This is a genomic window from Paraburkholderia sp. (assembly GCF_004298475.1).
GTDB classification, from domain to species: Bacteria; Pseudomonadota; Gammaproteobacteria; order Burkholderiales; family Burkholderiaceae; genus Paraburkholderia; species Paraburkholderia denitrificans.
Map to the genome: position 1 here is coordinate 49552 of NZ_SCRP01000016.1, position 26989 is coordinate 76540.

Here is a 26989-nt window from a genome sequence, read left to right on the forward strand (position 1 = left end):
CGGCATGCTTCGCCAGCCATTGCCCGCCGACGCGCTACCATGAAGCGAACTGCGCCCGAACTGCGCGACCGATCCCGCTCCGACCATGTCAGAAGCCTCGAACAGCGATCCGTGGAAGCGCTGCTTCATCGCTCTCACGCCCGACGCGCCTTCGCGCGACGCACTCGCCGTGCTCGCGGTTCCGCCCAATTCGCGGCGCGTGCCGTACGTGCAATTGCACCTGACGGTCGCGTTCATCGGGATGCTGGGAAAAGAGCAGGGCGAAACGCTGGCGCGCCGCCTGCAGGAGCACGCCGTGTCGATTCCGCCCGCGCCGGTCGCGAAGATCGAGTGCTGGCCGAACTGTGTGCGTCCACATTTGATGGTCGCCGTGCTGGCGATGTCCGATGCGTTCGTCGCGCTCGACTGGCGCGTGCGCTCTTTGATGTTCGACGTGGGTTTGCCGCTCGACGCCCGCGCGTTCCGCCCGCACGTCACGATTGCGCGCTTTACGCGCGACGCGACGTCGGCGACGCTCGCGTGCGATGCGCAGGCGCTGCCGCCGCTGCGCTTCACGTCTCTCGTGCTGTATTCGAGTACGCTCGCCCGCCAGGGCGCGCGCTACGAAGCGCTGGCGAGCGTGGCGCTCGCCAGCGCGTGAACCCGTCCATCGCGTTCACCCTTACGCGGCGATCCGCTCTTCGGGCATGCGCGCGATGTCGAGTGTCTCGTCGTGGAAGGAAGCCAGCGACTCGCGATGCGCGACGCTCACGATGGCCGCTTTCGGCAGGCGATCGTTGAAGAGCTTGTAGAGGCGGCTTTCGTTGTCGGGGTCGAGCGCGCTCGTCGCTTCGTCGAGGAACAGATAGTCGGGCTTGTGCAGCAGCACGCGCGCGCCCGCAAGCCGCTGCTGCTCGCCCGGCGAGAGCACGCGCGTCCAGTGCGCCGATTCGCCCAGCCGGTCCACGTAAGCTTCCAGACGACAGGCGCGCAATGCTTCGCGGCAGTCGTCGTCGCTATAGGTGTCGGGGGCGGAAGGATACGTGAGCGCCGCCTTGAGCGTGCCGATCGGCAGATAGCTCTGCTGCGGGATGAACATCATGCGCGCGTCGACGGGCGCGTCGATCGAGCCCTCGCCGAACGGCCAGAGGCCCGCGAGCGCGCGCATCAGCGTGCTCTTGCCCGCACCCGACGGGCCGCGCACGAGCCAGCGCGAGCCCGGCTTGATGGCGACGTCGCGCACTTCGGAGAGCGTCTCGCCGTTGGGCAGCGCGAGCTTCAGGTTGCCGGTGGAGAGCGCGTTGGCGTCGACGAAATGCAGATTGATGCCGCCGTGCTCGGTAGCGGGCGAGACGGTTTCCTTCAGGCGCGGCGAGTGGACCACGCGCCCGAATTCACGCAGACGGTTGACCGTAGCGCGCCATTCGACCAGCGTCGAATAACTGTTGATGAACCACGAGAACGAATCGCTGACGGTGCCGAATGCGCCGGCGATCTGCGTCACCACGCCGAACTCGATCGCACCGGCGAAATAACGGGGCGCAGCGACGACGAGCGGAAAGATGCCCGATACCTGGCCGTAGAAGGCCTGCACGAAAATGAGCCGCCGCGTGTACTTCATGACCAGCCACCAGTTATCGCGGATGTGCTGGAACAGGCCTTGCGCGTTCTTTCGCTCGATATCCATGCCGTGGTACAGCGCAATTTGCTCGGCGTTTTCACGCAGGCGAATGAGACCGAAGCGGAAATCGGCTTCGACGCGCTGTTGCTGGTAGTTGATCGACACGAGCGGGTGATTCACCTTGTGCACGATAAACGAGCCGACGGCTGCGTAGATCGCGGCGATCCAGACCATGTAGCCCGGAATGCTGACCGGATGCCCGCCCAGCGTGAAAGAAACCGCGCCCGAAACGGTCCACAGGATCGTGATGAACGAGAAAAGCGTGACGACCGTGGAAAAAAGATCCAGCGTGAGCGAAAGCGTGGTTGTCGCGAAGGATTGCAGATCGTCGCTGATCCGCTGGTCGGGGTTGTCGGTGAGGCGGTCTCGCTCGATGCGGTAAAAGGTGCCTTCGCCGAGCCAGTCGCCGAGAAAACGCGTGGTGAGCCACTGACGCCACCGGAAGCTGAGCATCTGGGTCAGATAACGTTTGTAGACGGCAAGAATGATGTAAGCGAACGCGAGGCCGGTGAAGACGAGCAGCAGATGCCAGAACTGTTTGGCCTGTTTGGCTTGCAGCGCGTTGAAGAAATCGCGGTTCCAGAAGTTGAGCCGGACGTTGATCCACACGATGAGCAGATTCATCACGATGATCGCGACGAGCAGGCCCCAGGCGATCAAGCGTTCCTCGGACACCCAATAGGGCTTGATCAGGCGCCAGGCCGAGATCCGCTCATCCTGATCCGGCGTGTCGCGGGGAGAAAGGTTGGTCATGTATGTCCCGATGGGTGGTCCGGCCAGCAGCCGGTATGGGCCAGGCGTGCAGCGAGGCGCGCGGTGCAGCGATTCTGTCGGGGCGCGCTTAAGCGGGGCTTAATCGGAGATCGATTGCGAAGCTCATTGTCCCACTGGCACCGAGCGCCTGACGTATCGCGCTGTCAGAAGGCATTGTGCCAGAGCGCGTGCGCAGATCACCGTGCGCGCTTGCACCAATCGCGCGCCGAAGGCCACGCCCGTCAGAGTTTGCTGGGCTCGCGGCTTTTATGGTCTAATGGCCGCTGACGAAACAGGGGTGCTTTGCTGGCATGTCGCAGCGAGGCTGAGAGAGACCCTTTGCACCCGATCCGGGTAATACCGGCGAGGGAAGTTTCTGGAAGATCTAGCTGGAACCCCATCCAGCTCTCCGCCGGGCAAGCGCGGGACCAGCGTCCCATCTGTGCATCGCCTGTCCGGCCGGCCTTGCCAGCCGGTTTCGTCCTTGGGTACGTCTGTTGTTACCGTACGGAAAGGATGCGATGACCGCTTATTTCTCGATTCAATCAACCCGTCCTGCGTGCTTCGGCGTGTGCTCCGGCGCGCCGTGCAGCCTTGCGTTCGCGCGTGTCGGATCGTCCATCAGGGCGCCGTCATGAACGGCGCTCGATCCCCCTCATCGATGCCCGATTTCGCCGTCCTCGGCGGCGGCCTGTGCGGGCGTCTCGTCGCGTGGCGCCTCGCGGGCGCGGGCCATCGCGTCGCGCTCTACGAGCGCGGCGGCGCCGACGGTTCCAACTCGGCGGCCTGGGTCGCAGCCGCGATGCTCGCGCCGCTCGCGGAATCTGCCGTCGCCGAGCTGCTCGTCACCGAGCTGGGCGTCGCATCGCTCGAAACCTGGCCGCGCATTCTTGCGGAACTGCCCGAGCCGGTCTTCTTCCAGCGCAACGGCACGCTCATCGTCTGGCATCGCGCCGACCGCACCGAAGCTCCGCTTTTCGAGCGCCACATGCGTGCGAACGCGCCGCACTGGCTCGCCGACGAGCGCTTCATCGCGCTCGCGGGCGAGCAGCTCGACGCGGCGGAGCCCGCACTCGCCGGACGCTTCGGGCGCGGCTGGCTGCTGGCGGGCGACGGCCAGCTCGACAACCGCCAGGCGCTGCGCGCGCTGGCGGCGGGGCTTGCGCAGCGGGGCGTCGAAACGCACTGGAACACCGCAGTCGACGACGCCGATCCGCCGCGCGCACGCGTGACCATCGACACGCGCGGGCTGGGCGCGAAACCCGCGCTGCCCGCGTTACGCGGCATTCGCGGCGAGGTCGTGCGCGTTCACGCGCCCGGCATCGGGCTGACGCGGCCGGTGCGCCTGCTGCATCCGCGTTACCCGATCTATGTCGCGCCGAAGCAGAACGATGTCTACGTGATCGGCGCGACCGAGATCGAGGGCGAGGACCTGTCGCCGATGAGCGTGCGCTCCGCGCTCGAACTGCTGAGCGCTGCCTATACCGTGCATCCGGCGTTCGGCGAGGCGCGCATTCTCGAACTCAACACGCAGTGCCGGCCGACCTTGCCCGATCACCTTCCCGCGCTGGTCTGGGACGGCGCGCGGACGTTGCGCGTGAACGGGCTCTACCGGCACGGCTTCATGATTGCGCCCGAAGTGGCCGACGAGGCGGTGCGGTGCGCGCAGGCGCTCATCGAGGGCCGCATTGCCGATGCCGATGCGTTCGAGGCACTGCGCCGCGAATCGCGCTGGAGTGCGATGCTGCACGCGCACGGCGCGGGCGAGCCCGATTGAGCCCGATTGATCCCGCATCGTCGGAGTCGGAAATACATTCAGCAATACACATTGAACAGAATCGACATGGACATAGACGTCAACCAGCAGCGGCTCACGCTGCCCGAAGGCGCGACGGTAGCCGACGCGCTCGCCGCGTACGGTGCGCGCCCGCCCTTTGCCGTGGCGGTCAACTGCGACTTCGTCCCGCGCGCGCAGCATGCCGTGCGCACGCTCCAGGCGGGCGACCGGCTCGACGTCGTGAGCCCGGTCGCGGGCGGCTGACCGGGCGCCGAACATATCGAAGCACATCCCGATACATCCAATAAATCAGACTCCAGGAATCCCATCTCCATGACCACCACTCTTCCGACCGACAAAGCGCTCACGCTGTACGGCGAAACCTTTGCAAGCCGCGTGCTGCTCGGCACGTCGCGCTATCCGTCGCTGCAGTCGCTCTCCGATTCGATCGATGCTGCGCGCCCCGGCATGGTCACCATCGCGCTGCGCCGCCAGTTGGCCAACGGCGCGACCACCAACGGCTTCTTCGATCTGCTCAAGCGCCACGGCGTGCCGCTCCTGCCGAATACGGCGGGCTGCTATACCGTCGACGAGGCGGTGACCACCGCGCACATGGCGCGCGAAATCTTCGAAACCGACTGGATCAAGCTCGAAGTGATCGGCGACGATTACACGCTGCAGCCCGATATGGTCGCCTCGATCGAAGCGGCCTCGCGGCTCGTCCGTGACGGCTTCAAGGTGCTGCCGTATTGCACCGAAGACCTCGTGATGGGCCGCCGCCTGCTCGATGCGGGCTGCGAGGCGCTGATGCCGTGGGGCGCGCCGATCGGCACCGGCAAGGGCGTGATCAATCCGTACGGTCTGCGCGTGCTGCGCGAGCGCCTGCCGGATGTGCCGCTCATCGTCGATGCGGGGCTCGGCGTGCCGTCGCATGCGGCGCAGGTGATGGAGTGGGGTTTCGACGGCGTGCTGCTCAACACGGCGGTGTCGCAGGCCACGCATCCCGACGCGATGGCGCGCGCGTTCGCGCTCGGCGTCGAGGCGGGCCGCGCCGCGTATCTCGCCGGGCCGATGGCCGAGCGCGAGGCGGCGGTTGCGAGTACGCCGGTCGTCGGCATGCCGTTCTGGAACCAGGACGGAGGCAAGTGATGACCGAAACCTTGCGACTGCAGGCGCGCGAACTCTTCTGGCCGCCCGCCGACGGCCTGACGGCCACGACCGAGCGCATCCGTTCGCGCCTCGGCGACTGGCCGCCCACCCACGCGCCGTGGCGCATCTGCCTGACGCCGCCCAACTCGCCGCCGGACGCGCCGAACGGCGGCGATCTGATCGTCGTGACCGACGCCGCGCCGCACCTGGCGAACATCGCGCGCTGGATGCTCGACGGCGCGGGCGTGATCGAAGCCGCACCTGGCCGTGCGACGCTGCATCTCGGCGGCGAGCGCTATCCGCTCGAAGGCGAACTCGCCGAAGACTGGATCCCCGCGCTGGCGGCGTTCCTCGACTGCGGTTTCGATCCGCACGATGCGCTCGTGCTGGCGCTCGCCTGGCGTGACGGCGACGAAGCGCGCGAAGATGCCTGGCCCGTCGACTTCTCGCGCTTTCCGCGCGTGCCGGGGTTGCCCGACGCGCCGGCGCAGCCTTTTGCGCCGTGCCCCGAAAGGCTCGGCATCTATCCGGTGCTGCCGACGGCCGACTGGGTCGAACGCGTGCTCGACTACGGCGCGAGGACCGTCCAATTGCGCAGCAAGCAGCCGAAGTCGCCGGAATTGATGCGTGAAATAGAACGCTGTGTCGCGGCAGGGCGCAAGCATGCCGATGCCCGCGTGTTCATCAACGACCACTGGCGCGAGGCGCTGGCGGCAGGCGCCTATGGCGTGCACCTCGGCCAGGAGGATCTGCGCGATGCGGATCTCGGCGCGCTGGCGGCGGCGGGCGTGCGCCTCGGCCTGTCGACGCACGGTTACTACGAAATGCTGATCGCGATGCATTTCCGCCCGAGCTACGTCGCGCTCGGCGCGGTATTCCCCACGACGACCAAGGTCATGCCGACCGCGCCGCAGGGCCTCGCGCGCCTTGTGCGCTACGTGAAGCTGCTGAACGGCGTTGCGCCGCTGGTGGCGATCGGCGGCATCGACGGCGCGGTGCTGCCGCAGGTGCTCGCGACGGGGGTGGGCAGCGCGGCGGTTGTGCGTGCCGTCACCGAGGCGGCCGATCCGGCTGTGGCGGTCGCTGCGCTGCAAAACGCGTTTACGCAATAATGCCCCTTCGACCGGACGGCGGAGCCGCACTTATATGCGCCGCTGGTCAAGGGGGCCGGTGTGTGTTGTTTTGTGGTGACCGGCCGACGTTCGGGACGGGGCGCATCACGGCATTTTTTGAATGATGGCCCTATAATCCCGCCTTCGTGTAAATGCATTGTCAGCCTACGTGCCATCATCCTCTGAGACCCTGTTGGAGCTGCGCGACGTCGATTTCGGCTATGGCGACCGGCTCGTCCTGTCCGGCCTGAACATGCGCTTTGGGCGCGGCCAGGTGGTGGCGGTCATGGGTGGCTCGGGCGGCGGCAAGACCACGGTGCTGCGCCTGATCGGCGGCCTCGTGCGCGCACAGCGCGGCCAGGTGCTGTTCCATGGCGAGGATGTCGGCGCACAGTCGCGCGAAGGCCTTTACGTGCTGCGCCGCAAGATGGGCATGCTGTTCCAGTTCGGCGCGCTCTTCACCGACATGTCCGTGTTCGAAAACGTCGCCTTTGCGCTGCGCGAGCACACCGATCTCCCCGAAGAACTGATTCGCGACCTCGTGCTCATGAAGCTCAACGCGGTCGGGCTGCGCGGCGCACGCGACCTCGCGCCCTCGGAGATCTCGGGCGGCATGGCGCGGCGCGTCGCGCTCGCGCGCGCCATCGCGCTCGACCCGGAACTCATGATGTACGACGAGCCCTTCGCGGGGCTCGATCCGATTTCGCTCGGCATCACGGCCAATCTGATCCGCACGCTCAACGACGCGCTCGGCGCGACGTCCATCCTCGTCTCGCACGACGTGCCCGAGTCGTTCGCCATCGCCGATTACGTCTACTTCCTCGCCAACGGCAAGGTGCATGCACAGGGCACACCCGCCGAACTGCGCGCCTCGACCGACCCGACCGTGCGCCAGTTCATCGACGGCGCACCCGACGGTCCGTTCCATTTTCACTACCCGGCGAACGTGCCGCTTCCGGCGGACTTCGGCATTCGCGGAGATCGCACATGACCGGCGCAATCAGCCTGCTCGGGCGCACGGTGATCGAGACGATCACACGCGCGGGGCATGCGGCACGATTCTTCGTGCGCCTCGTGCTGGAATTTTTCCCGCTTCTGCGCCGCCCGCGCCTTGTCACGAAGCAGATCCACTTCGTCGGTAATTATTCGCTGTTGATCATTGCCGTCTCGGGGCTCTTCGTCGGTTTCGTGCTCGGCCTGCAGGGCTACTACACGCTGAACCGCTACGGGTCCGAGCAGGCGCTCGGCCTGCTCGTCGCGCTGTCGCTCGTGCGCGAACTCGGGCCGGTCGTCACGGCGCTCCTGTTCGCGGGGCGCGCGGGCACGTCGCTCACCGCCGAAATCGGCCTCATGAAGGCCGGCGAGCAGCTCACCGCCATGGAGATGATGGCCGTCGATCCGGTGCGCGTCGTGATCGCCCCGCGCATGTGGGCCGGCGTGGTCGCCATGCCGATCCTCGCAGCGATCTTCAGCGCGGTCGGCATCCTCGGCGGCTATGTGGTTGGCGTGGTGCTGATCGGCGTCGATGCAGGCGCGTTCTGGTCGCAGATGCAAGGCGGCGTGGACGTCTGGGCCGATGTGGGCAATGGCGTGGTCAAGAGCATCGTGTTCGGCTTCGCCGTGACGTTCACCGCGCTCTACCAGGGCTACGAGGCGAAGCCGACGCCCGAAGGCGTCTCGCGTGCGACCACGAAGACGGTCGTGTACGCGTCGCTCGCGGTGCTCGGCCTCGACTTCCTGCTCACTGCCCTGATGTTTAGCTAGGCCGGGCCGCAGGTCCGCTCGCCGCCGCAATGGATTCTGATTGGGATGACGATGAAAAAGAATGCTCTCGATTTCTGGGTCGGGCTGTTCGTGGTGCTGGGCTTCGTCGCGCTGCTGTTTCTCGCGCTGAAGGCCGGCAACATGAGCTCGCTGTCGTTCCAGTCGACTTACCCGGTAAAGCTCAAGTTCGACAACATCGGCAGCCTCAAGCCGCGCGCGCCGGTGCGCAGCGCGGGCGTGACGGTGGGCCGCGTCGCGTCGATCGGCTTCGACGCGAACACCTACCAGGCGCTGGTGACGATCAACATCGACCAGCAGTACCAGTTTCCGAAGGACACGTCCGCGAAGATCCTGACCGCCGGGTTGCTCGGCGAACAGTACATCGGCCTCGAGCCGGGCGGCGATTCCGAAATGCTCAAGGCGGGCGACACCATCGCGATGACGCAGTCCGCGATCGTGCTCGAAAATCTCATCGGCCAGTTCCTGTACAGCAAGGCGGCCGATTCGGGGGCAAACAAGCCGGCGGGCGGCGCAGGTGCTGCACCGGCACCGGCTTCGGCTCCCGCGGCAGCAGGCTCGGACACGGCTGGCAAGTAAGGGGGTAAAAATGACCACGATGCGCATGCGCGCCGCGGCAATAGGGGTTGCGGCAATGACGATGGCGGGTTGCGCGACAGTGCAGACGCCGTCGAAGGACGATCCGTGGGAAGGCTTCAACCGCACGGTCTTCACATTCAACGACAAGGTCGACCAATACGCGCTCAAGCCGGCCGCGAAGGGCTACGTGAAGGTGACGCCGCAGCCGGTGCGCACCAGCGTCACGAGCTTCTTCTCGAATATCGGCGACGTCTACAACGCGGCGAACAACCTGCTGCAGCTGAAGATCGCCGACGGCGTCTCGGACATCATGCGGGTCGTGATCAACACGGTCTTCGGCGTCGGCGGCCTGTTCGACGTGGCGACGCTCGCGAAGCTGCCCAAGCACAACCAGGATCTGGGTCTCACGCTCGGCCACTATGGCGTGCCGGCCGGTCCGTACCTCGTGCTGCCGCTGCTCGGGCCGAGCACGGTGCGCGACGGCATCGGCTCAGCGGGCAACTATTTCATCAACCCGCTCAGCTACGTCGATCCCGCAGCGCTCAGCTGGGGGCTGTACGGTCTGAACGTCGTCAGCACGCGGGCGAATCTGCTCGGCGCGAGCGAGCTGCTCGAAGGCGCCGCGATCGACAAGTATTCGTTCGTGCGCAATACCTACCTGCAGCGTCGCCAATATCTGCTGTCGGACGGCAAGGCGGGCGCATCGTCGTCGAATCTGCCGGACTACGGCGAAGCACCGCCGCCGAACTACGACCAGGGCGATCAGGGTGCGGCGGCTCCGGCTGGCGCCTCGGCGCCCGCGGTTCCCGCCGGCGGTCAGGCGCCGGGTGGAGCGCCGGGCGCCGCGGCTCCGGAAGGCGCCTCGGGCCCCGGCTCGACGACGGTTCCGGCCGATCAGATGATTCCGCCCGCGCGCTTCGGCTACCCGGCATTGCGCTTGCGCTGATGTATTGCCATGTATTGGCACACCGGCTGTGCGGCGTTGTCTGACGTAACAGCCGGAAACGCTTGTCGCACAATCGTCGCAGTTTAAGGCTGGAGCGCGCTTGAACTCGCGTGATATCGTTGGCTCCACCGGGGGCTTCCTCCCCAACTTGCAGGATTCGATATGAAAAAATTCTTTCTGTTTGCGCTTTTTGCAGCATTTTTTGCGACGGCCGGCGCGGCGTCGGCATCGGCCCAGGCGGTGGACACCAGCAATCCGGACGCGATGGTCAAGACCATCACGCAGCAGGTGATGGACCAGATCCGCGGCGACAAGTCGATCCAGTCGGGCGACATCACGAAGATCACGCAGCTTGTCGACCAGAAGATCCTGCCGTACATGGACTTCCGCCGCACGACGCAGCTCGCGATGGGCCGTAACTGGCGCACCGCGACGCCCGAGCAGCAGGCTCAGGTCATCGACCAGTTCAAGATGCTGCTGATTCGCACGTACTCGGGCGCGCTCGCTCAGGTGCGCGACCAGCAGATCCAGTACAAGCCGTTCCGCGCGAATCCGGACGATACCGATGTGGTCGTGCGTTCGACCGTGCTGAACAACGGCCAGACGATCGAGCTTGACTACCGCCTCTACAAGACGCCGCAGGGCTGGCGCGTGTACGACATCAACGTGCTCGGCGCATGGCTGATCCAGGCTTACCAGCAGCAGTTCCAGGAAAAGATCCAGCAGGGCGGCGTGGACGGACTGATCCAGTTCCTCACGCAGCGCAACCAGCAGCTCGCCGCAGGCAAGAACTCGTGAGCGCAAGTTTCGACGCGGGCGTCAATCTGACTCACGCGAGCGCCAACAGCGTGCTTTCGGCGGGCCTCGCGCGGATCGCGGCGGGCGCGACCGCCGTCGATTGCGCGCAACTCTCGCAGTTCGATTCGTCGGCGCTTGCCGTGCTGATCGCCTGGCAGCGCGCCGCGCGGGCGCGCGGCGCCGCGCTCGACGTCCTCAACCTCCCGCCCAAGCTCGCGAGCCTCGCGCAAGCTTACGGCGTCGATCCGCTCCTGAACGAGCGGCACTGACGCACGCGTGACGCGCGCGGCGGACCGCCGGCCACGGCAACACAGGGTCCGCCGCCGCTTTGCCTTTCGGGCCAGCCGGGCTGTCCGACTTTCGCCCCGGCCTTTCACCCCCGCCTTTTGCCCTATAATCAAACGTTTTTTGGGATTTGCCGCCGGGCGTTCGACGCTGCGGACGGCAACGCGATCACAACACAGGCTGTCCCCGAATTCCGGATTTTCCCCGCAGCATTGATGTACTTTTCGGCCGCACCGGCATGAGACGGGCGGCGCTCAAGTCATGCCAGCCATCGATTTTCGTAACGTCAAGAAGAGCTACAAGGCGCTTCAGGCGCTCAAAGGCGTCACTTTCACGGTCGAAGAAGGCGAGTTCTTCGGGCTGCTCGGCCCGAACGGCGCGGGCAAGACGACGCTCATCAGCATTCTTGCGGGACTCGCGCGCGCCGACGAAGGCTCGATCGACGTGCGCGGCCACGACGTGGTCCACGATTACCGCAACGCGCGCCGCAATCTCGGCGTCGTGCCGCAGGAACTCGTGTTCGATCCCTTCTTCACGGTTCGCGAGACGCTGCGCATCCAGTCCGGCTACTTCGGCTTGCGCAATAACGACGCGTGGATCGACGAGATCATGGCGAACCTCGATCTCACCGAAAAGGCGGACGTCAACATGCGTGCGCTCTCGGGCGGCATGAAGCGCCGCGTGCTGGTTGCGCAGGCGCTCGTGCACCGTCCGCCCGTGATCGTGCTCGACGAGCCGACTGCCGGCGTGGACGTCGAGCTGCGCCAGACGCTCTGGAAATTCATCTCGCGCCTGAACCGCGAGGGCCACACGATCGTGCTGACCACGCACTACCTGGAAGAAGCGCAGGCACTGTGCGACCGCATTGCGATGCTGCGTCGCGGCGAGGTGGTCGCGCTCGAGCGCACCTGCACGCTGTTGCGGCGCTTCGCGGGCATGCAGCTGTTCGTGCGTTTTTCCGCGGGCGTGCTGCCTGCCGAGCTGCGCGCGCTCGAAGTCGATCCGTCGAACGTCAACGCGCGCGAGCATCTGCTGCGTCTTGCGGGCTACGAAGACGTCGAGCGGATTCTCGCGCTGTGCCGCGAGAACGGCTGCACGCTCGATGAAATCGAAGTGCGCAAGGCCGATCTGGAGGATGTTTTCGTGCAGATGATGAGCGCGCCGGAAGCCATCGAGGGGCTCGCATGAGCGGTTATAGCGGTTTCGGCACGCTCTTCTACAAGGAAGTGCTGCGTTTCTGGAAGGTCGCCTTCCAGACCGTGCTCGCGCCGGTCGTCACAGCGCTCCTCTATCTGACGATCTTCGGGCACGCGCTCTCCGGCCGTGTCGAGGTTTATCCCGGCGTCACGTACACGAGCTTCCTGATTCCCGGCCTCGTGATGATGAGCGTGCTGCAGAACGCGTTTGCGAACAGTTCGTCGTCCCTGATCCAGTCGAAGATCACCGGCAACCTCGTGTTCGTTCTGCTGCCGCCGCTGGCCGCCCCGGAGATTTTCGCGGCTTACGTGCTGGCCTCGATCCTGCGCGGGCTCGCGGTCGGCGCGGGCGTATTCATCGTGACGATCTGGTTCGTGCCGCTCGGCTTCGCGGCACCGCTCTTCATCATCGTGTTCGCGGTGCTCGGCTCGGCCATTCTCGGCACGCTCGGCCTGATCGCGGGCATCTGGGCCGAAAAATTCGATCAGCTCGCCTCGTTCCAGAATTTTTTGATCATGCCGCTCACGTTCCTTTCGGGCGTGTTCTACTCGACGCATTCGCTGCCGCCCGTGTGGCGCGAAGTGTCGCGGCTCAACCCGTTTTTCTACATGATCGACGGCTTTCGCTACGGTTTCTTCGGCTTGTCCGATATCAACCCGTTCGTGAGCCTTACGATTGTTTTCGTCTTTTTCGTGGCGCTGGCCGCGCTCGCGATGCGCATGCTCGCGACCGGCTACAAGCTGCGCCACTGAACCACTTCGCACAGGAGCCTCTTTCCATGTCGCCGACTCCAGATCAGATCCAGCAATACATCGCCGCAGGCCTTCCGTGCGAGCACCTCGAAGTGAAGGGCGACGGCCAGCACTTCTACGCGACCATCGTCTCGGCCGCCTTCGAAGGCAAGCGCCCGATCCAGCGCCATCAGCTCGTCTACGCAGCGCTCGGCGAGCGCATGCGCGCGGAAGTGCACGCGCTCAGCATGAAAACGCTCACGCCCGCCGAATGGCAGAACGGTTAATCTGGAACATCAGTGCGAATCACCCAGGATACCCAGGATAAGGACGGCGCCGCCAGTGGCGCCGTTCACACGAAAGATGCGCCGCCGCGGGCTGGCCGCACCGATCAGGAAACCTCAGGCATGGACAAACTCGTCATCGTCGGCGGGCAGAAGCTCGCGGGGGAAGTGGCCGTTTCGGGTGCGAAGAATGCCGCGCTGCCGATTCTCTGCGCGGGTCTCCTGAGCGCGGAGCCGGTCCATCTCGACAACGTCCCCGATCTGCAGGACGTGCGCACGACGCTCAGGCTGCTCGGCCAGATGGGCGTGCGCACCGAGCAGTCGGGCAATCGCGTGCAGCTCGATGCCGCGAACGTGACGAACCTCGTCGCGCCGTACGAGCTCGTGAAGACCATGCGTGCGTCGATCCTCGTGCTCGGGCCGCTCGTCGCGCGCTTCGGCGAGGCGAAAGTGTCGCTGCCGGGCGGCTGCGCAATCGGCGCGCGCCCGGTCGACCAGCACATCAAGGGCCTGCAGGCGATGGGCGCCGAGATCAACATCGAGCACGGCTTCATCGAGGTGCGCGCGAAGCGCCTGAAGGGCGCGCGCATCGTCACCGACATGATCACGGTCACCGGCACGGAGAACCTGCTGATGGCCGCGGTGCTCGCCGATGGCGAGACGGTGATCGAAAACGCCGCGCGCGAGCCCGAAGTGGGCGACCTCGCGCATCTGCTCGTCGCGATGGGCGCGAAGATCGACGGCATCGGCACGGACCGTCTTGTGATCCAGGGCGTCGAGAAGCTGCACGGCGCGAAACACACGGTCATTCCCGACCGCATCGAGGCCGGCACGTTCCTGTGCGCCGTCGCGGCGGCGGGCGGCGACGTCACGCTGCGCCACGTGCGCGCACGCATCCTTGACGCCGTCACCGACAAGCTGCGCGAAGCGGGCGCGACGATCGAAGAGGGCGACGACTGGATGCGCGTGCGCATGAACGCGCGCGCGCGCGCCGTGAACGTGCGCACTTCCGAATATCCGGCATTCCCGACCGACATGCAGGCGCAGTTCATGGCGCTCAATGCGTTCGCGGACGGCACCTCGCAGGTCGTCGAAACGATCTTCGAGAACCGCTTCATGCACGTGCAGGAGCTGAACCGGCTCGGCGCGCGCATCACGATCGACGGCAACACCGCGCTCGTGACGGGCGTCGAGAAGCTGTCGGGCGCGAAGGTCATGGCGACCGATCTGCGCGCGTCGGCGAGTCTCGTGATCGCGGGGCTGTGCGCCGAGGGCGAGACGCTGATCGACCGCATCTATCACCTCGATCGCGGCTACGACCGCATGGAGGCGAAGCTCAACGCAATCGGCGCGAACGTGAAGCGCATCAAGGGGAACGCAGCATGAGCACGCCTACGACGCCGGCCGCAGCCGCGCCGCTCACGCTCGCGCTCTCGAAGGGCCGCATCTTCGAAGAGACGATGCCGCTCCTCGCCGCCGCGGGCGTACACGTGGCCGAAGATCCGGAGACCTCGCGCAAGCTGATTCTGCCGACCACCGATCCGAACCTGCGCGTCATCATCGTGCGCGCGTCCGACGTGCCCACCTACGTGGAATACGGCGCCGCCGATTTCGGCGTGGCGGGCAAGGACGTGCTGCTCGAACACGGCGGCAGCGGCCTGTACCAGCCGGTCGACCTCGACATCGCCCGTTGCCGCATGTCGGTCGCGGTGGCGGCGGGCTTCGACTACGCGAGCGCCGTGCGCCAGGGTGCGCGTCTGCGCGTCGCGACGAAGTACACGGAAACCGCGCGGCAGCACTTCGCGGCGAAGGGCGTGCACGTCGACCTCATCAAGCTGTACGGCTCGATGGAACTGGCGCCGCTCGTCGGCCTCGCCGATGCGATCGTCGACCTCGTCAGCTCGGGCAGCACGCTGCGCGCGAACAATCTGGTCGAAGTCGAGGAGATCATGCCGATCTCGTCGCGCCTCGTCGTCAACCAGGCGGCGCTCAAGCTGAAGCGCACCGCGCTGCGCCCGATCATCGACGCGTTCGAGCGCGCGTCGCACCGCGGCGAACAGGCTGCATAAGGCAAAAGCGCCGCCCGCGCGCGCATGCGTCACGCGCATAACCCGCGCACAACCGATACGGATGGATATCAGCATGGCAATCACGATTCGCAAACTCGATTCCAGCGCCGAAGGCTTCAAGAAGGCGCTGCACGCGGTGCTCGCGTTCGAGGCGAGCGAGGATGAAGCGATCGAGCGCGCGGTGGCGCAGATCCTCGCCGACGTGAAAGCGCGCGGCGATGCCGCCGTGCTCGAGTACACGAACCGCTTCGACCGTCTCGCTTCGGCGAGCGTCGCGGCGCTCGAGCTGCCGTTCAGCGAGCTCGAAGCGGCGCTGGAGAGCCTCGAGCCCAAGCAGCGCGCGGCGCTCGAAGCGGCGGCGGCGCGCGTGCGCGGCTACCACGAGAAGCAGCGCATCGAGTGCGGCTCGCATAGCTGGCAGTACACCGAATCCGATGGCACCGTGCTCGGCCAGAAAGTCACGCCGCTCGACCGCGTCGGGCTTTACGTGCCGGGCGGCAAGGCTGCGTATCCGTCGTCGGTGCTGATGAACGCGATTCCGGCGCGGGTTGCGGGCGTGCGCGAGATCGTCATGGTCGTGCCCACGCCGGACGGCGTGAAGAACCCGCTCGTGCTGGCTGCGGCGCTGCTCGGCGGCGTCGACCGCGTGTTCACGATCGGCGGCGCGCAGGCCGTGGCGGCGCTCGCCTACGGCACCGCCACGATCCCGGCCGTCGACAAGATCTGCGGCCCCGGCAACGCCTATGTCGCGTCGGCCAAGCGCCGCGTGTTCGGCACGGTCGGCATCGACATGATCGCGGGGCCGTCGGAAATTCTCGTGCTGTGCGACGGCACGACCGATCCGCGCTGGGTTGCGATGGATCTGTTCTCGCAGGCCGAGCACGACGAACTCGCGCAGTCGATCCTGCTGTGCCCGGACGAGGCGTTCATCAAGCGCGTGGAAGACGCAATCGACGAGCTGCTGCCCGCGATGCCGCGCGCCGACGTGATCGCCACGTCGCTCACGAACCGCGGCGCGCTCGTGAAGGTGCGCGACATGGCGGAAGCCTGTGCGATTGCGAACGAGATCGCGCCGGAGCACCTCGAAATCTCGGCGCTGGAGCCGCAGAAGTGGGGGACCGAGATCCGCCATGCAGGCGCGATCTTCCTGGGCCGCTACACGAGCGAGAGTCTCGGCGACTACTGCGCGGGCCCGAATCACGTGCTGCCGACGTCGCGTACTGCACGTTTTTCGTCGCCGCTCGGCGTCTATGATTTCATCAAGCGTTCGAGTCTCATCGAGGTCAGCGCCGAAGGCGCCCAGACGCTCGGCGAGATCGCCGCGGAGCTGGCTTACGGCGAGGGCTTGCAGGCGCATGCGCGCAGCGCCGAATACCGCATGAAGCAGCTTTGAACCCGCTTTGAACTCGCTGGCAAGCGCCGTGCGCCTGCCAGTTCGCCGTGCGGGACCAGGACGGACAGCCGACGTACCACAAGCGCGAGACCTGACGACAACCAGAGCGGCCTTGAAGCCGCTCGCAAGCGCTTGCCCCGTTCGCGAGGGCGGGCCTGCCCAATATGACAACGCCACGAGACATCATCCGTCGCGACGTACTCGCGATGACGAGCTATCCGGTCCCCGACGCCACCGGCTTCGTGAAGCTCGACGCCATGGAAAACCCGTTTTCGCTGCCCGCCGCGCTGGCCGCCCAGCTCGGCGAGCATCTGGCGCAGGTCGCGCTGAACCGCTATCCGGCGCCGCGCCCCGAGACGCTCATCGCGAAGCTCAAGGCCGCGATGCATGTGCCCGCCGAGTGCGACGTGCTGCTCGGCAACGGCTCGGACGAAATCATCAGCATGATCACGATGGCGTGCGCGAAGCCCGGTGCGAAGATGCTCGCGCCGGTGCCGGGCTTCGTGATGTATGCGATTTCGGCGAAATTCGCCCAGGCGGAATTCGTCGGCGTGCCGCTCAAGGCCGACTTCACGCTCGATACCGAAGCGATGCTCGCCGCGATTGCCGAACACCGCCCTGCGGTGATCTGGCTCGCCTACCCGAACAACCCGACCGGCACGCTCTTCGACGACGCCGCCATCGAGCGCATCGTTGCGGCCGCACAGGATGCGCAGGGCCTCGTCGTGATCGACGAGGCGTATCAGCCGTTCGCGCAGAAAAGCTGGATGCCGCGCGCGGGCGAGTTCGACAACGTGGTCGTGATGCGCACGATGTCGAAGCTCGGACTTGCCGGGATCCGTCTCGGCTATCTCGCCGGGCGGGCGACGTGGCTCAACGAATTCGACAAGGTGCGTCCGCCGTACAACGTGAACGTGCTCACGCAGGCGACGGCGAGCTTCCTGCTCGACCACATCGACGTGCTCGATGCGCAGGCCGCGCAACTGCGTGCGGAGCGCGCGGTGCTGGCCGCCCAGGTGGCGAGTCTGCCGGGCGCCGAGGTGTTCGAGAGCGCCGGCAATTTCCTGCTCGTGCGCGTGCCCGACGCTGCCGCTGTGTTCGATACGCTGCTGGGCGTGCGGGTTTTGATCAAAAACGTGAGTAAAATGCACCCATTGCTGGCGAATTGCGTCCGTTTGACTGTCGGAACGCCCGACGAAAACGCGCAGCTTCTCGCCGCACTGAAGCTCGTGCTCAAGTGACGGGCTCCGTTCTCTAACTCTCCTGTTACCGGCTGAATGACCGGCTGACTGAGCGGCTGAATGAAGGAAATTGCCATGCGCGTCGCGCAAGTCGTTCGCAACACCAGCGAAACGCAGATCCGCGTCAAGATCAATCTGGACGGCACCGGCGAGCAAAAGCTCGCAACCGGCGTGCCGTTTCTCGACCACATGCTCGACCAGATTGCACGACACGGTTTGATCGATCTCGAGATCGAGGCGCAGGGCGACACGCATATCGACGACCACCATACGGTGGAAGACGTCGGCATCACGCTCGGACAGGCGGTGGCGCAGGCCATCGGCGACAAGAAGGGCATCCGCCGCTATGGCCATGCCTACGTGCCGCTCGACGAGGCGCTGTCGCGCGTCGTCATCGACTTCTCGGGACGCCCGGGCCTCGAATTCCACGTGCCGTTCACGCGCGCACGCATCGGCACGTTCGATGTCGATCTGTCGATCGAGTTTTTCCGCGGCTTCGTCAATCATGCGGGCGTCACGCTTCACATCGACAACCTGCGCGGCCTGAACGCTCACCACCAGATGGAAACCGTATTCAAGGCGTTCGGCCGCGCGCTGCGCATGGCGAGCGAACTGGACGAGCGCGCGGCGGGCAAAATCCCGTCGACGAAGGGCAGCCTCTAACGAGCGAAACACCCATCCGGGCGAACGGATTCGCGAAGCGGCACGCGTCGCGCGACTATGCGGCCGTCGGGCTGAATGAAGCCTTGGTGCGCGGCGCACGGGTCACATTGCGTGTGACGTCTCGTGAATGCGAACCGCGAGCGCTCGGGCGGGATCGGTTGGGACGGCACACAGGCGCACGCGCGCGTTTCCGTCGCCACGTAATGCACGTAATGCACGTAATGTCACGTAGTGTCATGCAAAGTCACGAGAAGTCACGTAAAGCCAAAGCGAAGGGCAAGGCCCAGGCGGCCTGATTCGAGATGAAAACTTCAATTGCGATTGTGGATTATGGGATGGGCAACCTGCGTTCGGTGGCCCAGGCGCTGAGGCAGGCTGCACCGGAAGCGGATGTGGCGATCGTCGAGCATCCCGAGGCGATTCGCGCAGCGGACCGCGTGGTGCTGCCCGGCCAGGGCGCGATGCCCGACTGCATGCGCAGCCTCGCCGAATCGGGCCTGCAGGAAGCCGTGATCGAGGCTTCGCGCACGAAGCCGCTGATGGGCGTGTGCGTCGGCGAGCAGATGTTGTTCGACTGGAGCGCCGAGGGCGACACGAAGGGCCTCGGCCTGCTGCCCGGCAAGGTCGTGCGCTTCGAGCTGCAAGACCAGCTTCAGGACGACGGCTCGCGCTTCAAGGTGCCGCAGATGGGCTGGAACATCGTCCACCAGGCGCGCGGCCATGCGCTCTGGGAAGGCGTGCCCGACGACAGCTACTTTTACTTCGTGCACAGTTATTACGTTGTGCCGGACAATGCGGCGCACACGGTAGGCGAAACGCCGTACGGCGCAGCGTTTACCTCGGCGGTGGCGCGGGATAACATCTTCGCCACTCAATTCCACCCGGAAAAGAGCGCCGCGGCGGGCTTGCGCGTCTATCGCAATTTCGTTCACTGGAACCCGTGATGGAACCCGTGATTGCGCGGGCGAGCCTTGTCGCCCTTGCGTCTGCAAGCGTGCGGAAAGAGTTGTACTAAACTAGCGAAGCGGCGCCGGATCTGACCTTTTTTCCCGGCGTCGGCTGAATTCCACTTTATTTCCCAGATATCCCCCGATAGCTATGCTGCTGATTCCGGCCATCGATCTCAAAGACGGTCACTGCGTGCGCCTTAAGCAAGGCGATATGGACCAGGCGACGGTTTTCTCCCAGAACCCGGCGGCCATGGCCCGACACTGGGTCGAGCGCGGCGCGCGCCGTCTGCACCTCGTCGATCTGAACGGTGCATTCGCGGGCAAGCCGAAGAACGAAGACGCGATCCGCGAGATCATCGCGGAAGTCGGCGACCAGATCCCCGTGCAGTTGGGCGGCGGCATCCGCGATCTCGACACGATCGAGCGCTATCTCGACGACGGCCTCTCGTACGTGATCATCGGCACCGCAGCCGTGAAGAACCCCGGCTTCCTTCAGGAAGCGTGCACGGCATTCGGGGGGCATATCATCGTCGGCCTCGATGCCAGGGACGGCAAGGTCGCCACCGACGGCTGGAGCAAGCTCACGGGCCATGAAGTCGTGGATCTCGCGCGCAAGTTCGAGGACTACGGCGTCCAGTCGATCATCTACACCGACATCGGCCGCGACGGCATGCTTCAGGGCATCAACATCGACGCGACGGTGCGCCTTGCGCGCGCGGTGAAGATTCCGGTCATCGCGAGCGGCGGACTGTCGAATCTCGCCGACATCGACGCGCTGTGCGAGGTCGAAGGCGAGGGCGTCGAAGGCGTGATCTGCGGCCGCGCGATTTATTCGGGCGACCTTGATTTCGCGCAAGCACAGACGCGGGCGGACAGCCTGCGCGAATCCGACGACGCGTAAGGACGCATAAGGACCCGTAACGGACCCGTAACGCGCTGTCTGGCCGGCCGCAACCGGCTGCGCCCGCCACGACGCGTCAGGTTGCAGACCCATCGCCGGCAGGCACATCCACTGATTCAATCGACGGGCAACATCGGCAAGATCATGGCTCTACCCAAACGCATCATCCCCTGTCTCGACGTGACTGCCGGGCGGGTCGTCAAGGGCGTCAATTTCGTCGAGCTGCGCGACGCGGGCGATCCCGTAGAAATCGCGCGCCGCTACGACGAGCAGGGCGCGGACGAACTGACCTTCCTCGACATCACCGCCACCTCGGACCAGCGCGACCTGATCCTGCCGATCATCGAAGCGGTTGCGTCGCAGGTCTTCATTCCGCTGACGGTCGGCGGCGGCGTGCGCGCCGTGGAGGACGTGCGCCGGCTGCTGAACGCGGGCGCGGACAAGATCAGCATGAACTCGTCGGCGGTGGCGAATCCGCAGCTCGTGCGCGACGCCTCCGGCAAATACGGCTCTCAGTGCATCGTCGTCGCCATCGACGCGAAGCGCGTGTCTGCCGCCGGTGAGCCTGCGCGCTGGGAAGTGTTCACGCACGGCGGGCGCAAGGCGACGGGCATCGACGCCGTCGAATGGGCGCGCAAGATGGCCGAATCCGGCGCGGGCGAGATCCTGCTCACGAGCATGGACCGCGACGGCACGAAGAGCGGGTTCGACCTCGAACTGACGCGCGCGGTCTCCGACGCAGTGCCAATTCCGGTGATCGCCTCGGGCGGCGTGGGCGGCCTGCAGGATCTGGCCGACGGCGTCGTAAAAGGCCATGCCGACGCCGTGCTGGCCGCGAGCATCTTCCACTACGGCGAACATACGGTCGGCGAGGCGAAGCGCTTCATGGCCGCGCAGGGCATCTCGGTGAGGTTGTAATCGTGACGACGAACGCTACGCCGGGCGCTGCCTGGCTCGACAAGATCAACTGGGACGCCAACGGTCTCGTGCCCGTGATTGCGCAGGAAGCCTCGACGGGCGACGTGCTGATGTTCGCGTGGATGAACCGCGAGGCGCTCGCGAAAACGGTCGAAACGGGCCGCGCCGTGTACTTTTCGCGCTCGCGCCAGCGCCTGTGGTTCAAGGGCGAGGAGTCGGGCCACGTGCAGCAGGTCCGCGACATCCGTCTCGATTGCGACGAGGACGTCGTGCTGCTCAAGGTCGAGCAGGTCTCGGGTATCGCGTGCCATACCGGCCGCCACTCGTGCTTTTTCCAGCAATTCGACGGCACCGTCGACGACGGCCGCTGGGTCGCCGTCGATCCCGTGCTGAAAGACCCCGAACACATCTACAAATGACGCAACTCACGACCAACGACACGCTGCTGCGCCTCGCGGCGGTGATCGACAGCCGCAAGGGCGGCGATCCGGACGCATCCTACGTCGCGCGCCTCTTCCACAAGGGCGACGATGCGGTGCTCAAGAAGATCGGCGAAGAGGCCACCGAAGTCGTGCTGGCGGCCAAGGACGTGCGCCAGGGCGGCGCGCCGACGGCGCTTGTCGGCGAAGTGGCCGACCTGTGGTTCCACTGCCTCGTCGCGCTCTCGCATTTCGACCTGAGCCCGGCCGACGTGCTGGCGGAACTGGAACGCCGCGAAGGCCTGTCGGGCCTTGAGGAAAAGGCGCTGCGCAAGAGCCGCGCGCGCGAGCAAAACGGCGACTGATGAGCGGCCGATCGGTCGTTAACTGATGACTGAAGTGCCGGCAGCGCGGCCGGCACGAGTGCTGAAGCATTCACTCCGGAACGACAGGGAGACGAACAGCATGTCCATGCCCGGCGATTTTCCGCCCCAGACCGTTCGCGATCCGCTCGATGCGGAGCGTCTGCGCAGCCTGCGTACCTTCACGCATGTTCTCTACGCGCTCTACGCCATCTACTGGCTCACGGGCGGTATTTCGGTGCTTATCGCGATCATCCTGAACTACCTCAAGCGCGACGAGGTGCTTGGCACGCCGTACGAGCAGCACTTCACCTGGCAGATCCGCACCTTCTGGCTGGGGCTCGCGGGGCATTTGATCGGTATTGCGCTCTTCATCGCACTGATCGGCATTCCGATTCTGTGGGCTGTCGCGATCTGGACCTTGTACCGTATCATCAAAGGCTGGCTGTATCTCTACGACAACAAGCCGCTCGCCAACCCGCGCGGGTGGGTCTGAAGGTCCGCCGGGCCGGCTTTCCGGGTAGTCCATCCACATCCATTGCGCGCCATGCTCACCAGGAGCACCATGACTCACGACCGCAGCACCTGTCTTTTCTGCAAGATCGCCGATGGCGAAATTCCGAGCTCGCGCGTTTATGAAGATGACGAATTCGTCGCCTTCCGCGACATTCGCCCTGCGGCGCAAACACATGTGCTTGTCATCCCACGACGGCATATTGCCACTCTCGCGGATTGCTTTGAAAGTGACGCCCCTCTGCTTGGTAGAATGATGGTATTGGTCGCGCGCCTCGCAAGAGAGCTGGGCGTGTCGTACACGGGCGGCGAAACAGGATTTCGCACGGTCGTGAATACGGGGCCGGGCGGCGGTCAGGAGATGTATCACCTGCACGCTCATCTGCTCGCCGGGCCGCGGCCCTGGCAACGCATGGGTTGAGCGCCGCGCGGAGGTCGCCTGGCTGAGGTTGCGGTATCCAGGCACTATTTTGAATCGCGTCGCTCCGGATTTTCGGTGGGCGCAAAAGAGGCGCGCTCCTGGCGCGCCAGCGTTAATCGCCGCACAAGCTGGGTGACGACGGGGTAAAGGAGAATTGGAATCATGGGTTCATTGAGCATTTGGCACTGGCTGATCGTTTTGCTGATCGTGGCGCTCGTCTTCGGGACGAAGAAACTGCGCAATATCGGCAGCGATCTTGGCGGTGCGGTGAAGGGTTTCAAGGACGGCATGCGCGAGGGCGATGCCCCCGCAGCCGACCAGCAAAAGCGTGAACTGCCGTCCGATGGCAGCACGGTCGACGTCGAAGCCCGGGACAAAACCCCGCGTTCGAACGACTACCGCTAACGCGGCGGCTTGCCCTACCACTGGCTGACGGAAATCTGCATTCATGCTCGATCTGGGTCTAACCAAGATGGCGCTGATCAGCGTAGTTGCGCTGGTCGTGCTCGGACCGGAGCGGCTGCCGCGCGTGGCACGCACTGCCGGGGCGCTGTTCGGCCGCGCGCAGCGCTACATCAACGACGTCAAGGCGGAAGTTTCGCGCGAGATCGAACTGGACGAACTGCGCCGTGTGAAGACGGAGTTCGAGCAGGCGGCGCAGAACGTCGAGAAGACGGTTCAGGACAATCTGCGCAAGCAGGAGACCGAACTGAACGAGGCGTTTGGCGGAGGCACTTCGGTGTCGCCAGGCGCCGTGATCGGCGCGCAGACAACTGCGACCAGTTCCGCAAGCACGTCGGGCACTGCGAGCACTGCAAGCACCGCAAGCGCTGGTACGTCGTCGTTCTGGCGCAGCAGCAACGCAGGTGCGCGGCCGGCCAAACGCAAGAACTGGCGCGTGAAGCAGGCTGCGGCTCCGAAGTGGTACAAGCGCGAGACGCAGCGGCGCACGCGCGTGCAGTCAGGCGCGGCACGCGTCGCACAACATACACCGGCCAGCCTGCGGCGGCCGGTGCGCTTCTTCTAATGCCCACAACGGGCATGGACTCATCCAACCGAGGGCCGGTGTGAGCGACCCCCAGCAAAACCAGGATGAAGGCGCTCAAGAGTCCTTCATCTCGCATCTCGTCGAATTGCGCGATCGCATCGTCCGCGCGGGCATTTCGGTCATCGTCGTGTTTATCGGGCTCGTCTACTGGGCGCCCGATATCTTCCGTCTGCTCGCGCGTCCGCTGATGCAGAACCTGCCGCGCGACGGAAAGATGATCGTCACCGACGTCACCGGCTCGTTCTTCGTGCCGATGAAGGTCACGATGCTCGTCGCGTTCGTGATCGCGCTGCCATTCGTGCTCTACCAGATCTGGGCGTTCATCGCCCCTGGTCTCTATCAGCACGAAAAGAAACTGGTGGTGCCGCTCGTCGCGAGCAGCTACGTCCTGTTTCTGTGCGGCATGGCGTTCGCCTACTTCGTCGTGTTTCCGACCATCTTCCGTGTCATGGCGCACTACAACGCGCCGCTCGGCGCGGAGATGACCACCGACATCGACAACTACCTGAGCTTCGTGCTCACCATGTTCCTCGCGTTCGGCGTGACCTTCGAAGTGCCGATTGTGGTCGTGCTGCTCGTGCGCATGAAACTGCTCACGGTGAAGAAGCTCAGGGAGATTCGGCCCTATGTGATCGTCGGCGCGTTCATCGTCGCAGCCGTCGTCACGCCGCCGGACGTGTTCTCGCAGCTCATTCTCGCGTTGCCGCTGATCGTGCTCTACGAGGCGGGGATCATCGCCGCACGGGTCTTCATCGGCACGGGCGAGAAGACACCCGATTCCGACAATAGCGAGACGGCGAGCAGCTAGCCGGGCGCGCGGGCACAAGCGTCCGCGCATCGGCCACCGAACCGCCGGGTGTACGCATCACGCCCTGCGCACGCATCAAAAAGAAAGGCCGCGAACGGTGAGTTCGCGGCCTTTCTTGTTTGTGCTGCGGGTTGTGCCGGTAGTGCGGGCGATGACCACCTCGCCAGCCCGATCAGCCGCCGCTGTCGCCTTCGCCGTCTTCCTGATCGGCCTGCTTCGGCGGCGGCGGGCGCTTGCCGATCATCACGTCCAGATCCATGTCGTGGTTCTTGCGTGCGAGATGGACCTTGGCGTCGGTACCGGGTTTGATCTGGGCGATCACGTTCAGCAGGCGCGTCGTATCGGTGATTTCCTGGCCGTTCACGGAGAGCAGGATATCGCCCGGCTTGATGCCGGCCTTGTCGGCGGGGCCGCCTTGCAGCACGCCCGCGACGATTGCGCCCGATTTCTGGTGCAGCCCGAACGATTCGGCGATCTCGGGCGTCACATCCTGCGGCTCGACGCCGATCCAGCCGCGCGTGACCGATCCTGTCGTGATGATGCTCTGGAGCACGCTGCGCGCGGTGGAGACAGGAATGGCGAAACCGATGCCGAGCGAGCCGCCCGAGCGCGAGTAGATGGCCGTGTTGATGCCGAGCAGGTTGCCGTTCACGTCGACGAGCGCGCCGCCCGAGTTGCCGGGGTTGATCGGCGCGTCGGTCTGGATGAAGTTTTCGAACGTGTTGATGCCGAGGTGATTGCGCCCGAGCGCGCTGATGATGCCCATCGTCACCGTCTGGCCGACGCCGAACGGGTTGCCGATGGCGAGCACGACGTCGCCCACGCGCGCCCGGTCCATGCGGCCGAGCGTGATGGTGGGCAGGTTCGGCAGGTTGATCTTGAGGACCGCGATATCGGTTTCGGGGTCGATGCCGATCACCTTCGCAGTCGTGGTGCGGCCATCGGATAGTGCGATTTCGATCTGATCCGCACCTTCGATCACGTGCTGGTTCGTTAGAATGTAACCGTCCGGGCTGACAATGACGCCCGAACCGAGGTTCGCGGCGGGCGGCTGCTGCGGCTTGCGGTTGTGGTTGCGATCACCGAAAAAGTAGCGAAACAGCGGATCGTTCTGGCGCGCGTCGGGCGGGAGCGACCCGTCCTTGCTCGAGAACACATTGACGACCGCGGGCATCGCCTTTTGGGCGCCGTCCGCATAGGAGCCCTGCGCCGGGCCGCTGCCGATCCCGGGCGCCACCTCTCGCAGTGCGACCATCGGCTCGGCAAGCTGCTTGCCGAATTGCCCCTGATGCTGCAGCCACTGCGGCTTGAGCGTTGCGATGATGAACATCAGCGCAAGCAGGACCGTCACCGCCTGGGCGAAGAACAGCCAAAAGCGTCTAAGCATCTGATGATTAGAGGATTATATGGATCGGATCGAACTAGAATTGTATCTGAACAATCTTCTCGAAGCCGCGCGCTTCAAGGACTATTGTCCCAACGGCCTGCAGGTTGAAGGGCGACGCCGCGTGGAGAAGATTGCGACGGGCGTGAGCGCGTCGCTCGCGTTTCTCGAAGCCGCGCTCGAATGGGGCGCCGACGCCGTGCTGGTCCACCACGGCTACTTCTGGAAAAACGATACGCCGCAAATTACGGGCCGCAAGTACCGGCGCCTGAGAACGCTGCTCGCCAACGACCTCAATCTGTTCGCCTACCACCTTCCGCTCGACTGCCATCCTGAATTCGGCAACAACGCGCAGCTCGGCGCGAAGCTCGGCTGGATCGGCGAGCAGCGCTTCGGCGACCAGGATCTCGGCTGGATGGCCACCCTGCCGATGCCCATCACGCTTGCGCACTTCTCAGCGCAGGTCGAGCATACGCTTGGCCGCGCGCCGCTCGTGCTCGGCGATCCGGACTGGCAACTGCGCCGCGTGGCCTGGTGCACGGGCGCGGCGCAAAGCCTGTTCGACGCAGCGATCGACGCGGGCGCCGACGTCTTCCTGACCGGTGAGATTTCCGAGCCGACCACCCATACGGCGGCCGAAAGCGGCGTGGCGTTTCTTGCGGCGGGTCACCACGCGACCGAGCGCTTCGGCGTGCAGGCGCTTGGCACGCACCTTTCGGAAGTGTTCAATGTCGAGCACCTGTTTATCGATATCCACAATCCGGTTTGAGCGGCTCAGGCACATCGACGGTTGCCTGACCCGGGTTCGATAACCCGCGATTTATTCAAAAGACACTTACAACATAA

At 65.3% G+C, this 26989-nt stretch carries 32 protein-coding genes and 1 riboswitch; of the genes, 30 read left to right on the forward strand and 2 right to left on the reverse strand.

The window, feature by feature from the left end; genetic code table 11:
* The first annotated feature begins 85 nt into the window (after nt 1–85).
* A complete protein-coding gene (gene thpR / locus EPN59_RS09335; protein ID WP_293033894.1) occupies nt 86–640 on the forward strand; it encodes an RNA 2',3'-cyclic phosphodiesterase in 555 nt (184 codons plus the stop codon).
* 21 nt (nt 641–661) lie between these two features.
* Here the strand turns inward: thpR and EPN59_RS09340 are convergent, their stop codons facing one another.
* Entirely contained in the window at nt 662–2413 is a 1752-nt protein-coding gene (locus EPN59_RS09340) for an ABC transporter ATP-binding protein/permease (RefSeq protein ID WP_293033895.1), read from the reverse strand.
* 284 nt (nt 2414–2697) lie between these two features.
* Nucleotides 2698–2802: riboswitch (TPP riboswitch) on the forward strand.
* A gap of 245 nt (nt 2803–3047) precedes the next feature.
* Here EPN59_RS09340 and EPN59_RS09345 point away from each other — a divergent pair.
* From EPN59_RS09345 to tatC, 28 genes are all read left to right on the forward strand, one after another.
* On the forward strand, nt 3048–4190 hold the full coding sequence (locus tag EPN59_RS09345; protein WP_293033896.1) for an FAD-dependent oxidoreductase: 1143 nt from the start codon (nt 3048–3050) through the stop codon (nt 4188–4190).
* A 66-nt stretch (nt 4191–4256) separates the two neighbouring features.
* The gene (thiS, locus tag EPN59_RS09350; RefSeq protein WP_293033897.1) at nt 4257–4454 is read left to right on the forward strand and encodes a sulfur carrier protein ThiS; all 198 of its coding nucleotides are present in this window, start codon (nt 4257–4259) and stop codon (nt 4452–4454) included.
* Nucleotides 4455–4523: 69 nt separating this feature from the next.
* Nucleotides 4524–5339: a thiazole synthase gene (locus tag EPN59_RS09355; protein ID WP_293033898.1), complete on the forward strand. Its 816-nt coding sequence runs from the start codon at nt 4524–4526 to the stop codon at nt 5337–5339.
* The gene (gene thiE / locus EPN59_RS09360) at nt 5339–6451 is read left to right on the forward strand and encodes a thiamine phosphate synthase (protein WP_293033899.1); all 1113 of its coding nucleotides are present in this window, start codon (nt 5339–5341) and stop codon (nt 6449–6451) included. Before EPN59_RS09355 ends, thiE begins: the two co-directional genes overlap by 1 nt.
* Before the next feature lie 169 nt (nt 6452–6620).
* Nucleotides 6621–7442 (forward strand): ABC transporter ATP-binding protein, encoded by an 822-nt coding sequence (locus tag EPN59_RS09365; RefSeq protein ID WP_293033900.1) that lies wholly within the window; start codon nt 6621–6623, stop codon nt 7440–7442.
* Complete coding sequence (mlaE, locus tag EPN59_RS09370) at nt 7439–8215, forward strand: lipid asymmetry maintenance ABC transporter permease subunit MlaE (protein ID WP_293033901.1); 777 nt, start codon at nt 7439–7441, stop codon at nt 8213–8215. The genes EPN59_RS09365 and mlaE overlap by 4 nt, the downstream gene beginning before the upstream one ends.
* Before the next feature lie 45 nt (nt 8216–8260).
* Complete coding sequence (mlaD, locus tag EPN59_RS09375) at nt 8261–8812, forward strand: outer membrane lipid asymmetry maintenance protein MlaD (RefSeq protein WP_293033902.1); 552 nt, start codon at nt 8261–8263, stop codon at nt 8810–8812.
* A gap of 10 nt (nt 8813–8822) precedes the next feature.
* Nucleotides 8823–9758: a VacJ family lipoprotein gene (locus EPN59_RS09380; RefSeq protein WP_293033903.1), complete on the forward strand. Its 936-nt coding sequence runs from the start codon at nt 8823–8825 to the stop codon at nt 9756–9758.
* Nucleotides 9759–9920: 162 nt separating this feature from the next.
* Entirely contained in the window at nt 9921–10556 is a 636-nt protein-coding gene (locus EPN59_RS09385; RefSeq protein ID WP_293033904.1) for an ABC transporter substrate-binding protein, read from the forward strand.
* A complete protein-coding gene (locus tag EPN59_RS09390) occupies nt 10553–10825 on the forward strand; it encodes an STAS domain-containing protein (protein WP_293033905.1) in 273 nt (90 codons plus the stop codon). Before EPN59_RS09385 ends, EPN59_RS09390 begins: the two co-directional genes overlap by 4 nt.
* Before the next feature lie 277 nt (nt 10826–11102).
* On the forward strand, nt 11103–12029 hold the full coding sequence (locus tag EPN59_RS09395) for an ABC transporter ATP-binding protein (protein ID WP_293033906.1): 927 nt from the start codon (nt 11103–11105) through the stop codon (nt 12027–12029).
* Nucleotides 12026–12790 carry an ABC transporter permease gene (locus tag EPN59_RS09400; RefSeq protein ID WP_293033907.1) on the forward strand — a complete coding sequence of 255 codons (765 nt, stop codon included), beginning with the start codon at nt 12026–12028 and terminating at the stop codon, nt 12788–12790. The genes EPN59_RS09395 and EPN59_RS09400 overlap by 4 nt, the downstream gene beginning before the upstream one ends.
* A gap of 26 nt (nt 12791–12816) precedes the next feature.
* Complete coding sequence (locus EPN59_RS09405; RefSeq protein WP_293033908.1) at nt 12817–13056, forward strand: BolA family protein; 240 nt, start codon at nt 12817–12819, stop codon at nt 13054–13056.
* A 120-nt stretch (nt 13057–13176) separates the two neighbouring features.
* On the forward strand, nt 13177–14439 hold the full coding sequence (murA, locus tag EPN59_RS09410; RefSeq protein ID WP_293033909.1) for a UDP-N-acetylglucosamine 1-carboxyvinyltransferase: 1263 nt from the start codon (nt 13177–13179) through the stop codon (nt 14437–14439).
* A complete protein-coding gene (gene hisG / locus EPN59_RS09415; RefSeq protein WP_293033910.1) occupies nt 14436–15122 on the forward strand; it encodes an ATP phosphoribosyltransferase in 687 nt (228 codons plus the stop codon). Before murA ends, hisG begins: the two co-directional genes overlap by 4 nt.
* Nucleotides 15123–15195: 73 nt before the next feature.
* Entirely contained in the window at nt 15196–16515 is a 1320-nt protein-coding gene (gene hisD / locus EPN59_RS09420; RefSeq protein WP_293033911.1) for a histidinol dehydrogenase, read from the forward strand.
* Between the two features lie 164 nt (nt 16516–16679).
* The gene (hisC, locus tag EPN59_RS09425) at nt 16680–17756 is read left to right on the forward strand and encodes a histidinol-phosphate transaminase (protein WP_293033912.1); all 1077 of its coding nucleotides are present in this window, start codon (nt 16680–16682) and stop codon (nt 17754–17756) included.
* Nucleotides 17757–17831: 75 nt separating this feature from the next.
* Entirely contained in the window at nt 17832–18419 is a 588-nt protein-coding gene (hisB, locus tag EPN59_RS09430) for an imidazoleglycerol-phosphate dehydratase HisB (RefSeq protein ID WP_293033922.1), read from the forward strand.
* 302 nt (nt 18420–18721) lie between these two features.
* On the forward strand, nt 18722–19363 hold the full coding sequence (gene hisH, locus EPN59_RS09435) for an imidazole glycerol phosphate synthase subunit HisH (RefSeq protein ID WP_293033913.1): 642 nt from the start codon (nt 18722–18724) through the stop codon (nt 19361–19363).
* A gap of 154 nt (nt 19364–19517) precedes the next feature.
* Nucleotides 19518–20270: a 1-(5-phosphoribosyl)-5-[(5-phosphoribosylamino)methylideneamino]imidazole-4-carboxamide isomerase gene (gene hisA / locus EPN59_RS09440; protein ID WP_293033914.1), complete on the forward strand. Its 753-nt coding sequence runs from the start codon at nt 19518–19520 to the stop codon at nt 20268–20270.
* A 144-nt stretch (nt 20271–20414) separates the two neighbouring features.
* Nucleotides 20415–21188 (forward strand): imidazole glycerol phosphate synthase subunit HisF, encoded by a 774-nt coding sequence (gene hisF, locus EPN59_RS09445; RefSeq protein WP_293033915.1) that lies wholly within the window; start codon nt 20415–20417, stop codon nt 21186–21188.
* 2 nt (nt 21189–21190) lie between these two features.
* Nucleotides 21191–21607, forward strand: a complete 417-nt coding sequence (hisI, locus tag EPN59_RS09450) for a phosphoribosyl-AMP cyclohydrolase (RefSeq protein WP_293033916.1) — start codon at nt 21191–21193, stop codon at nt 21605–21607.
* The gene (locus EPN59_RS09455) at nt 21604–21972 is read left to right on the forward strand and encodes a phosphoribosyl-ATP diphosphatase (protein WP_293033917.1); all 369 of its coding nucleotides are present in this window, start codon (nt 21604–21606) and stop codon (nt 21970–21972) included. Before hisI ends, EPN59_RS09455 begins: the two co-directional genes overlap by 4 nt.
* 100 nt (nt 21973–22072) lie before the next feature.
* The gene (locus tag EPN59_RS09460; RefSeq protein ID WP_293033918.1) at nt 22073–22465 is read left to right on the forward strand and encodes a hypothetical protein; all 393 of its coding nucleotides are present in this window, start codon (nt 22073–22075) and stop codon (nt 22463–22465) included.
* A gap of 69 nt (nt 22466–22534) precedes the next feature.
* Nucleotides 22535–22903 (forward strand): histidine triad nucleotide-binding protein, encoded by a 369-nt coding sequence (locus EPN59_RS09465; RefSeq protein ID WP_293033919.1) that lies wholly within the window; start codon nt 22535–22537, stop codon nt 22901–22903.
* A 162-nt stretch (nt 22904–23065) separates the two neighbouring features.
* A complete protein-coding gene (gene tatA, locus EPN59_RS09470; RefSeq protein ID WP_293045935.1) occupies nt 23066–23308 on the forward strand; it encodes a Sec-independent protein translocase subunit TatA in 243 nt (80 codons plus the stop codon).
* Nucleotides 23309–23351: 43 nt separating this feature from the next.
* Nucleotides 23352–23930 (forward strand): Sec-independent protein translocase protein TatB, encoded by a 579-nt coding sequence (gene tatB / locus EPN59_RS09475; RefSeq protein ID WP_293040945.1) that lies wholly within the window; start codon nt 23352–23354, stop codon nt 23928–23930.
* 40 nt (nt 23931–23970) lie between these two features.
* Nucleotides 23971–24759 carry a twin-arginine translocase subunit TatC gene (tatC, locus tag EPN59_RS09480; RefSeq protein ID WP_293040946.1) on the forward strand — a complete coding sequence of 263 codons (789 nt, stop codon included), beginning with the start codon at nt 23971–23973 and terminating at the stop codon, nt 24757–24759.
* Nucleotides 24760–24931: 172 nt separating this feature from the next.
* Here the strand turns inward: tatC and EPN59_RS09485 are convergent, their stop codons facing one another.
* Nucleotides 24932–26146, reverse strand: a complete 1215-nt coding sequence (locus EPN59_RS09485) for a Do family serine endopeptidase (RefSeq protein ID WP_293040948.1) — start codon at nt 26144–26146, stop codon at nt 24932–24934.
* Between the two features lie 19 nt (nt 26147–26165).
* Here EPN59_RS09485 and EPN59_RS09490 point away from each other — a divergent pair, with 19 nt between their 5' ends.
* Nucleotides 26166–26912, forward strand: coding sequence for a Nif3-like dinuclear metal center hexameric protein (locus EPN59_RS09490; protein WP_293040949.1), 747 nt, complete (start codon nt 26166–26168; stop codon nt 26910–26912).
* Nucleotides 26913–26989 lie beyond the last annotated feature (77 nt).

What these genes read in the sequence shown, in the direction of transcription:
- EPN59_RS09485 (WP_293040948.1), bottom strand. Translation starts at nt 26,146, where the DNA reads ATGCTTAGACGCTTTTGGCTGTTCTTCGCCCAGGCGGTGACGGTCCTG.
- EPN59_RS09380 (WP_293033903.1), top strand. Translation starts at nt 8,823, where the DNA reads ATGACCACGATGCGCATGCGCGCCGCGGCAATAGGGGTTGCGGCAATG.
- EPN59_RS09455 (WP_293033917.1), top strand. Translation starts at nt 21,604, where the DNA reads ATGACGCAACTCACGACCAACGACACGCTGCTGCGCCTCGCGGCGGTG.
- hisA (WP_293033914.1), top strand. Translation starts at nt 19,518, where the DNA reads ATGCTGCTGATTCCGGCCATCGATCTCAAAGACGGTCACTGCGTGCGC.
- EPN59_RS09465 (WP_293033919.1), top strand. Translation starts at nt 22,535, where the DNA reads ATGACTCACGACCGCAGCACCTGTCTTTTCTGCAAGATCGCCGATGGC.
- thiS (WP_293033897.1), top strand. Translation starts at nt 4,257, where the DNA reads ATGGACATAGACGTCAACCAGCAGCGGCTCACGCTGCCCGAAGGCGCG.
- mlaE (WP_293033901.1), top strand. Translation starts at nt 7,439, where the DNA reads ATGACCGGCGCAATCAGCCTGCTCGGGCGCACGGTGATCGAGACGATC.
- hisD (WP_293033911.1), top strand. Translation starts at nt 15,196, where the DNA reads ATGGCAATCACGATTCGCAAACTCGATTCCAGCGCCGAAGGCTTCAAG.
- murA (WP_293033909.1), top strand. Translation starts at nt 13,177, where the DNA reads ATGGACAAACTCGTCATCGTCGGCGGGCAGAAGCTCGCGGGGGAAGTG.
- hisC (WP_293033912.1), top strand. Translation starts at nt 16,680, where the DNA reads ATGACAACGCCACGAGACATCATCCGTCGCGACGTACTCGCGATGACG.
- mlaD (WP_293033902.1), top strand. Translation starts at nt 8,261, where the DNA reads ATGACGATGAAAAAGAATGCTCTCGATTTCTGGGTCGGGCTGTTCGTG.
- hisB (WP_293033922.1), top strand. Translation starts at nt 17,832, where the DNA reads ATGCGCGTCGCGCAAGTCGTTCGCAACACCAGCGAAACGCAGATCCGC.
- EPN59_RS09355 (WP_293033898.1), top strand. Translation starts at nt 4,524, where the DNA reads ATGACCACCACTCTTCCGACCGACAAAGCGCTCACGCTGTACGGCGAA.
- EPN59_RS09400 (WP_293033907.1), top strand. Translation starts at nt 12,026, where the DNA reads ATGAGCGGTTATAGCGGTTTCGGCACGCTCTTCTACAAGGAAGTGCTG.
- EPN59_RS09490 (WP_293040949.1), top strand. Translation starts at nt 26,166, where the DNA reads ATGGATCGGATCGAACTAGAATTGTATCTGAACAATCTTCTCGAAGCC.
- EPN59_RS09460 (WP_293033918.1), top strand. Translation starts at nt 22,073, where the DNA reads ATGTCCATGCCCGGCGATTTTCCGCCCCAGACCGTTCGCGATCCGCTC.
- tatB (WP_293040945.1), top strand. Translation starts at nt 23,352, where the DNA reads ATGCTCGATCTGGGTCTAACCAAGATGGCGCTGATCAGCGTAGTTGCG.
- EPN59_RS09395 (WP_293033906.1), top strand. Translation starts at nt 11,103, where the DNA reads ATGCCAGCCATCGATTTTCGTAACGTCAAGAAGAGCTACAAGGCGCTT.
- hisG (WP_293033910.1), top strand. Translation starts at nt 14,436, where the DNA reads ATGAGCACGCCTACGACGCCGGCCGCAGCCGCGCCGCTCACGCTCGCG.
- thpR (WP_293033894.1), top strand. Translation starts at nt 86, where the DNA reads ATGTCAGAAGCCTCGAACAGCGATCCGTGGAAGCGCTGCTTCATCGCT.
- tatA (WP_293045935.1), top strand. Translation starts at nt 23,066, where the DNA reads ATGGGTTCATTGAGCATTTGGCACTGGCTGATCGTTTTGCTGATCGTG.
- EPN59_RS09405 (WP_293033908.1), top strand. Translation starts at nt 12,817, where the DNA reads ATGTCGCCGACTCCAGATCAGATCCAGCAATACATCGCCGCAGGCCTT.
- hisF (WP_293033915.1), top strand. Translation starts at nt 20,415, where the DNA reads ATGGCTCTACCCAAACGCATCATCCCCTGTCTCGACGTGACTGCCGGG.
- EPN59_RS09345 (WP_293033896.1), top strand. Translation starts at nt 3,048, where the DNA reads ATGAACGGCGCTCGATCCCCCTCATCGATGCCCGATTTCGCCGTCCTC.
- thiE (WP_293033899.1), top strand. Translation starts at nt 5,339, where the DNA reads ATGACCGAAACCTTGCGACTGCAGGCGCGCGAACTCTTCTGGCCGCCC.
- EPN59_RS09340 (WP_293033895.1), bottom strand. Translation starts at nt 2,413, where the DNA reads ATGACCAACCTTTCTCCCCGCGACACGCCGGATCAGGATGAGCGGATC.
- EPN59_RS09385 (WP_293033904.1), top strand. Translation starts at nt 9,921, where the DNA reads ATGAAAAAATTCTTTCTGTTTGCGCTTTTTGCAGCATTTTTTGCGACG.
- hisH (WP_293033913.1), top strand. Translation starts at nt 18,722, where the DNA reads ATGAAAACTTCAATTGCGATTGTGGATTATGGGATGGGCAACCTGCGT.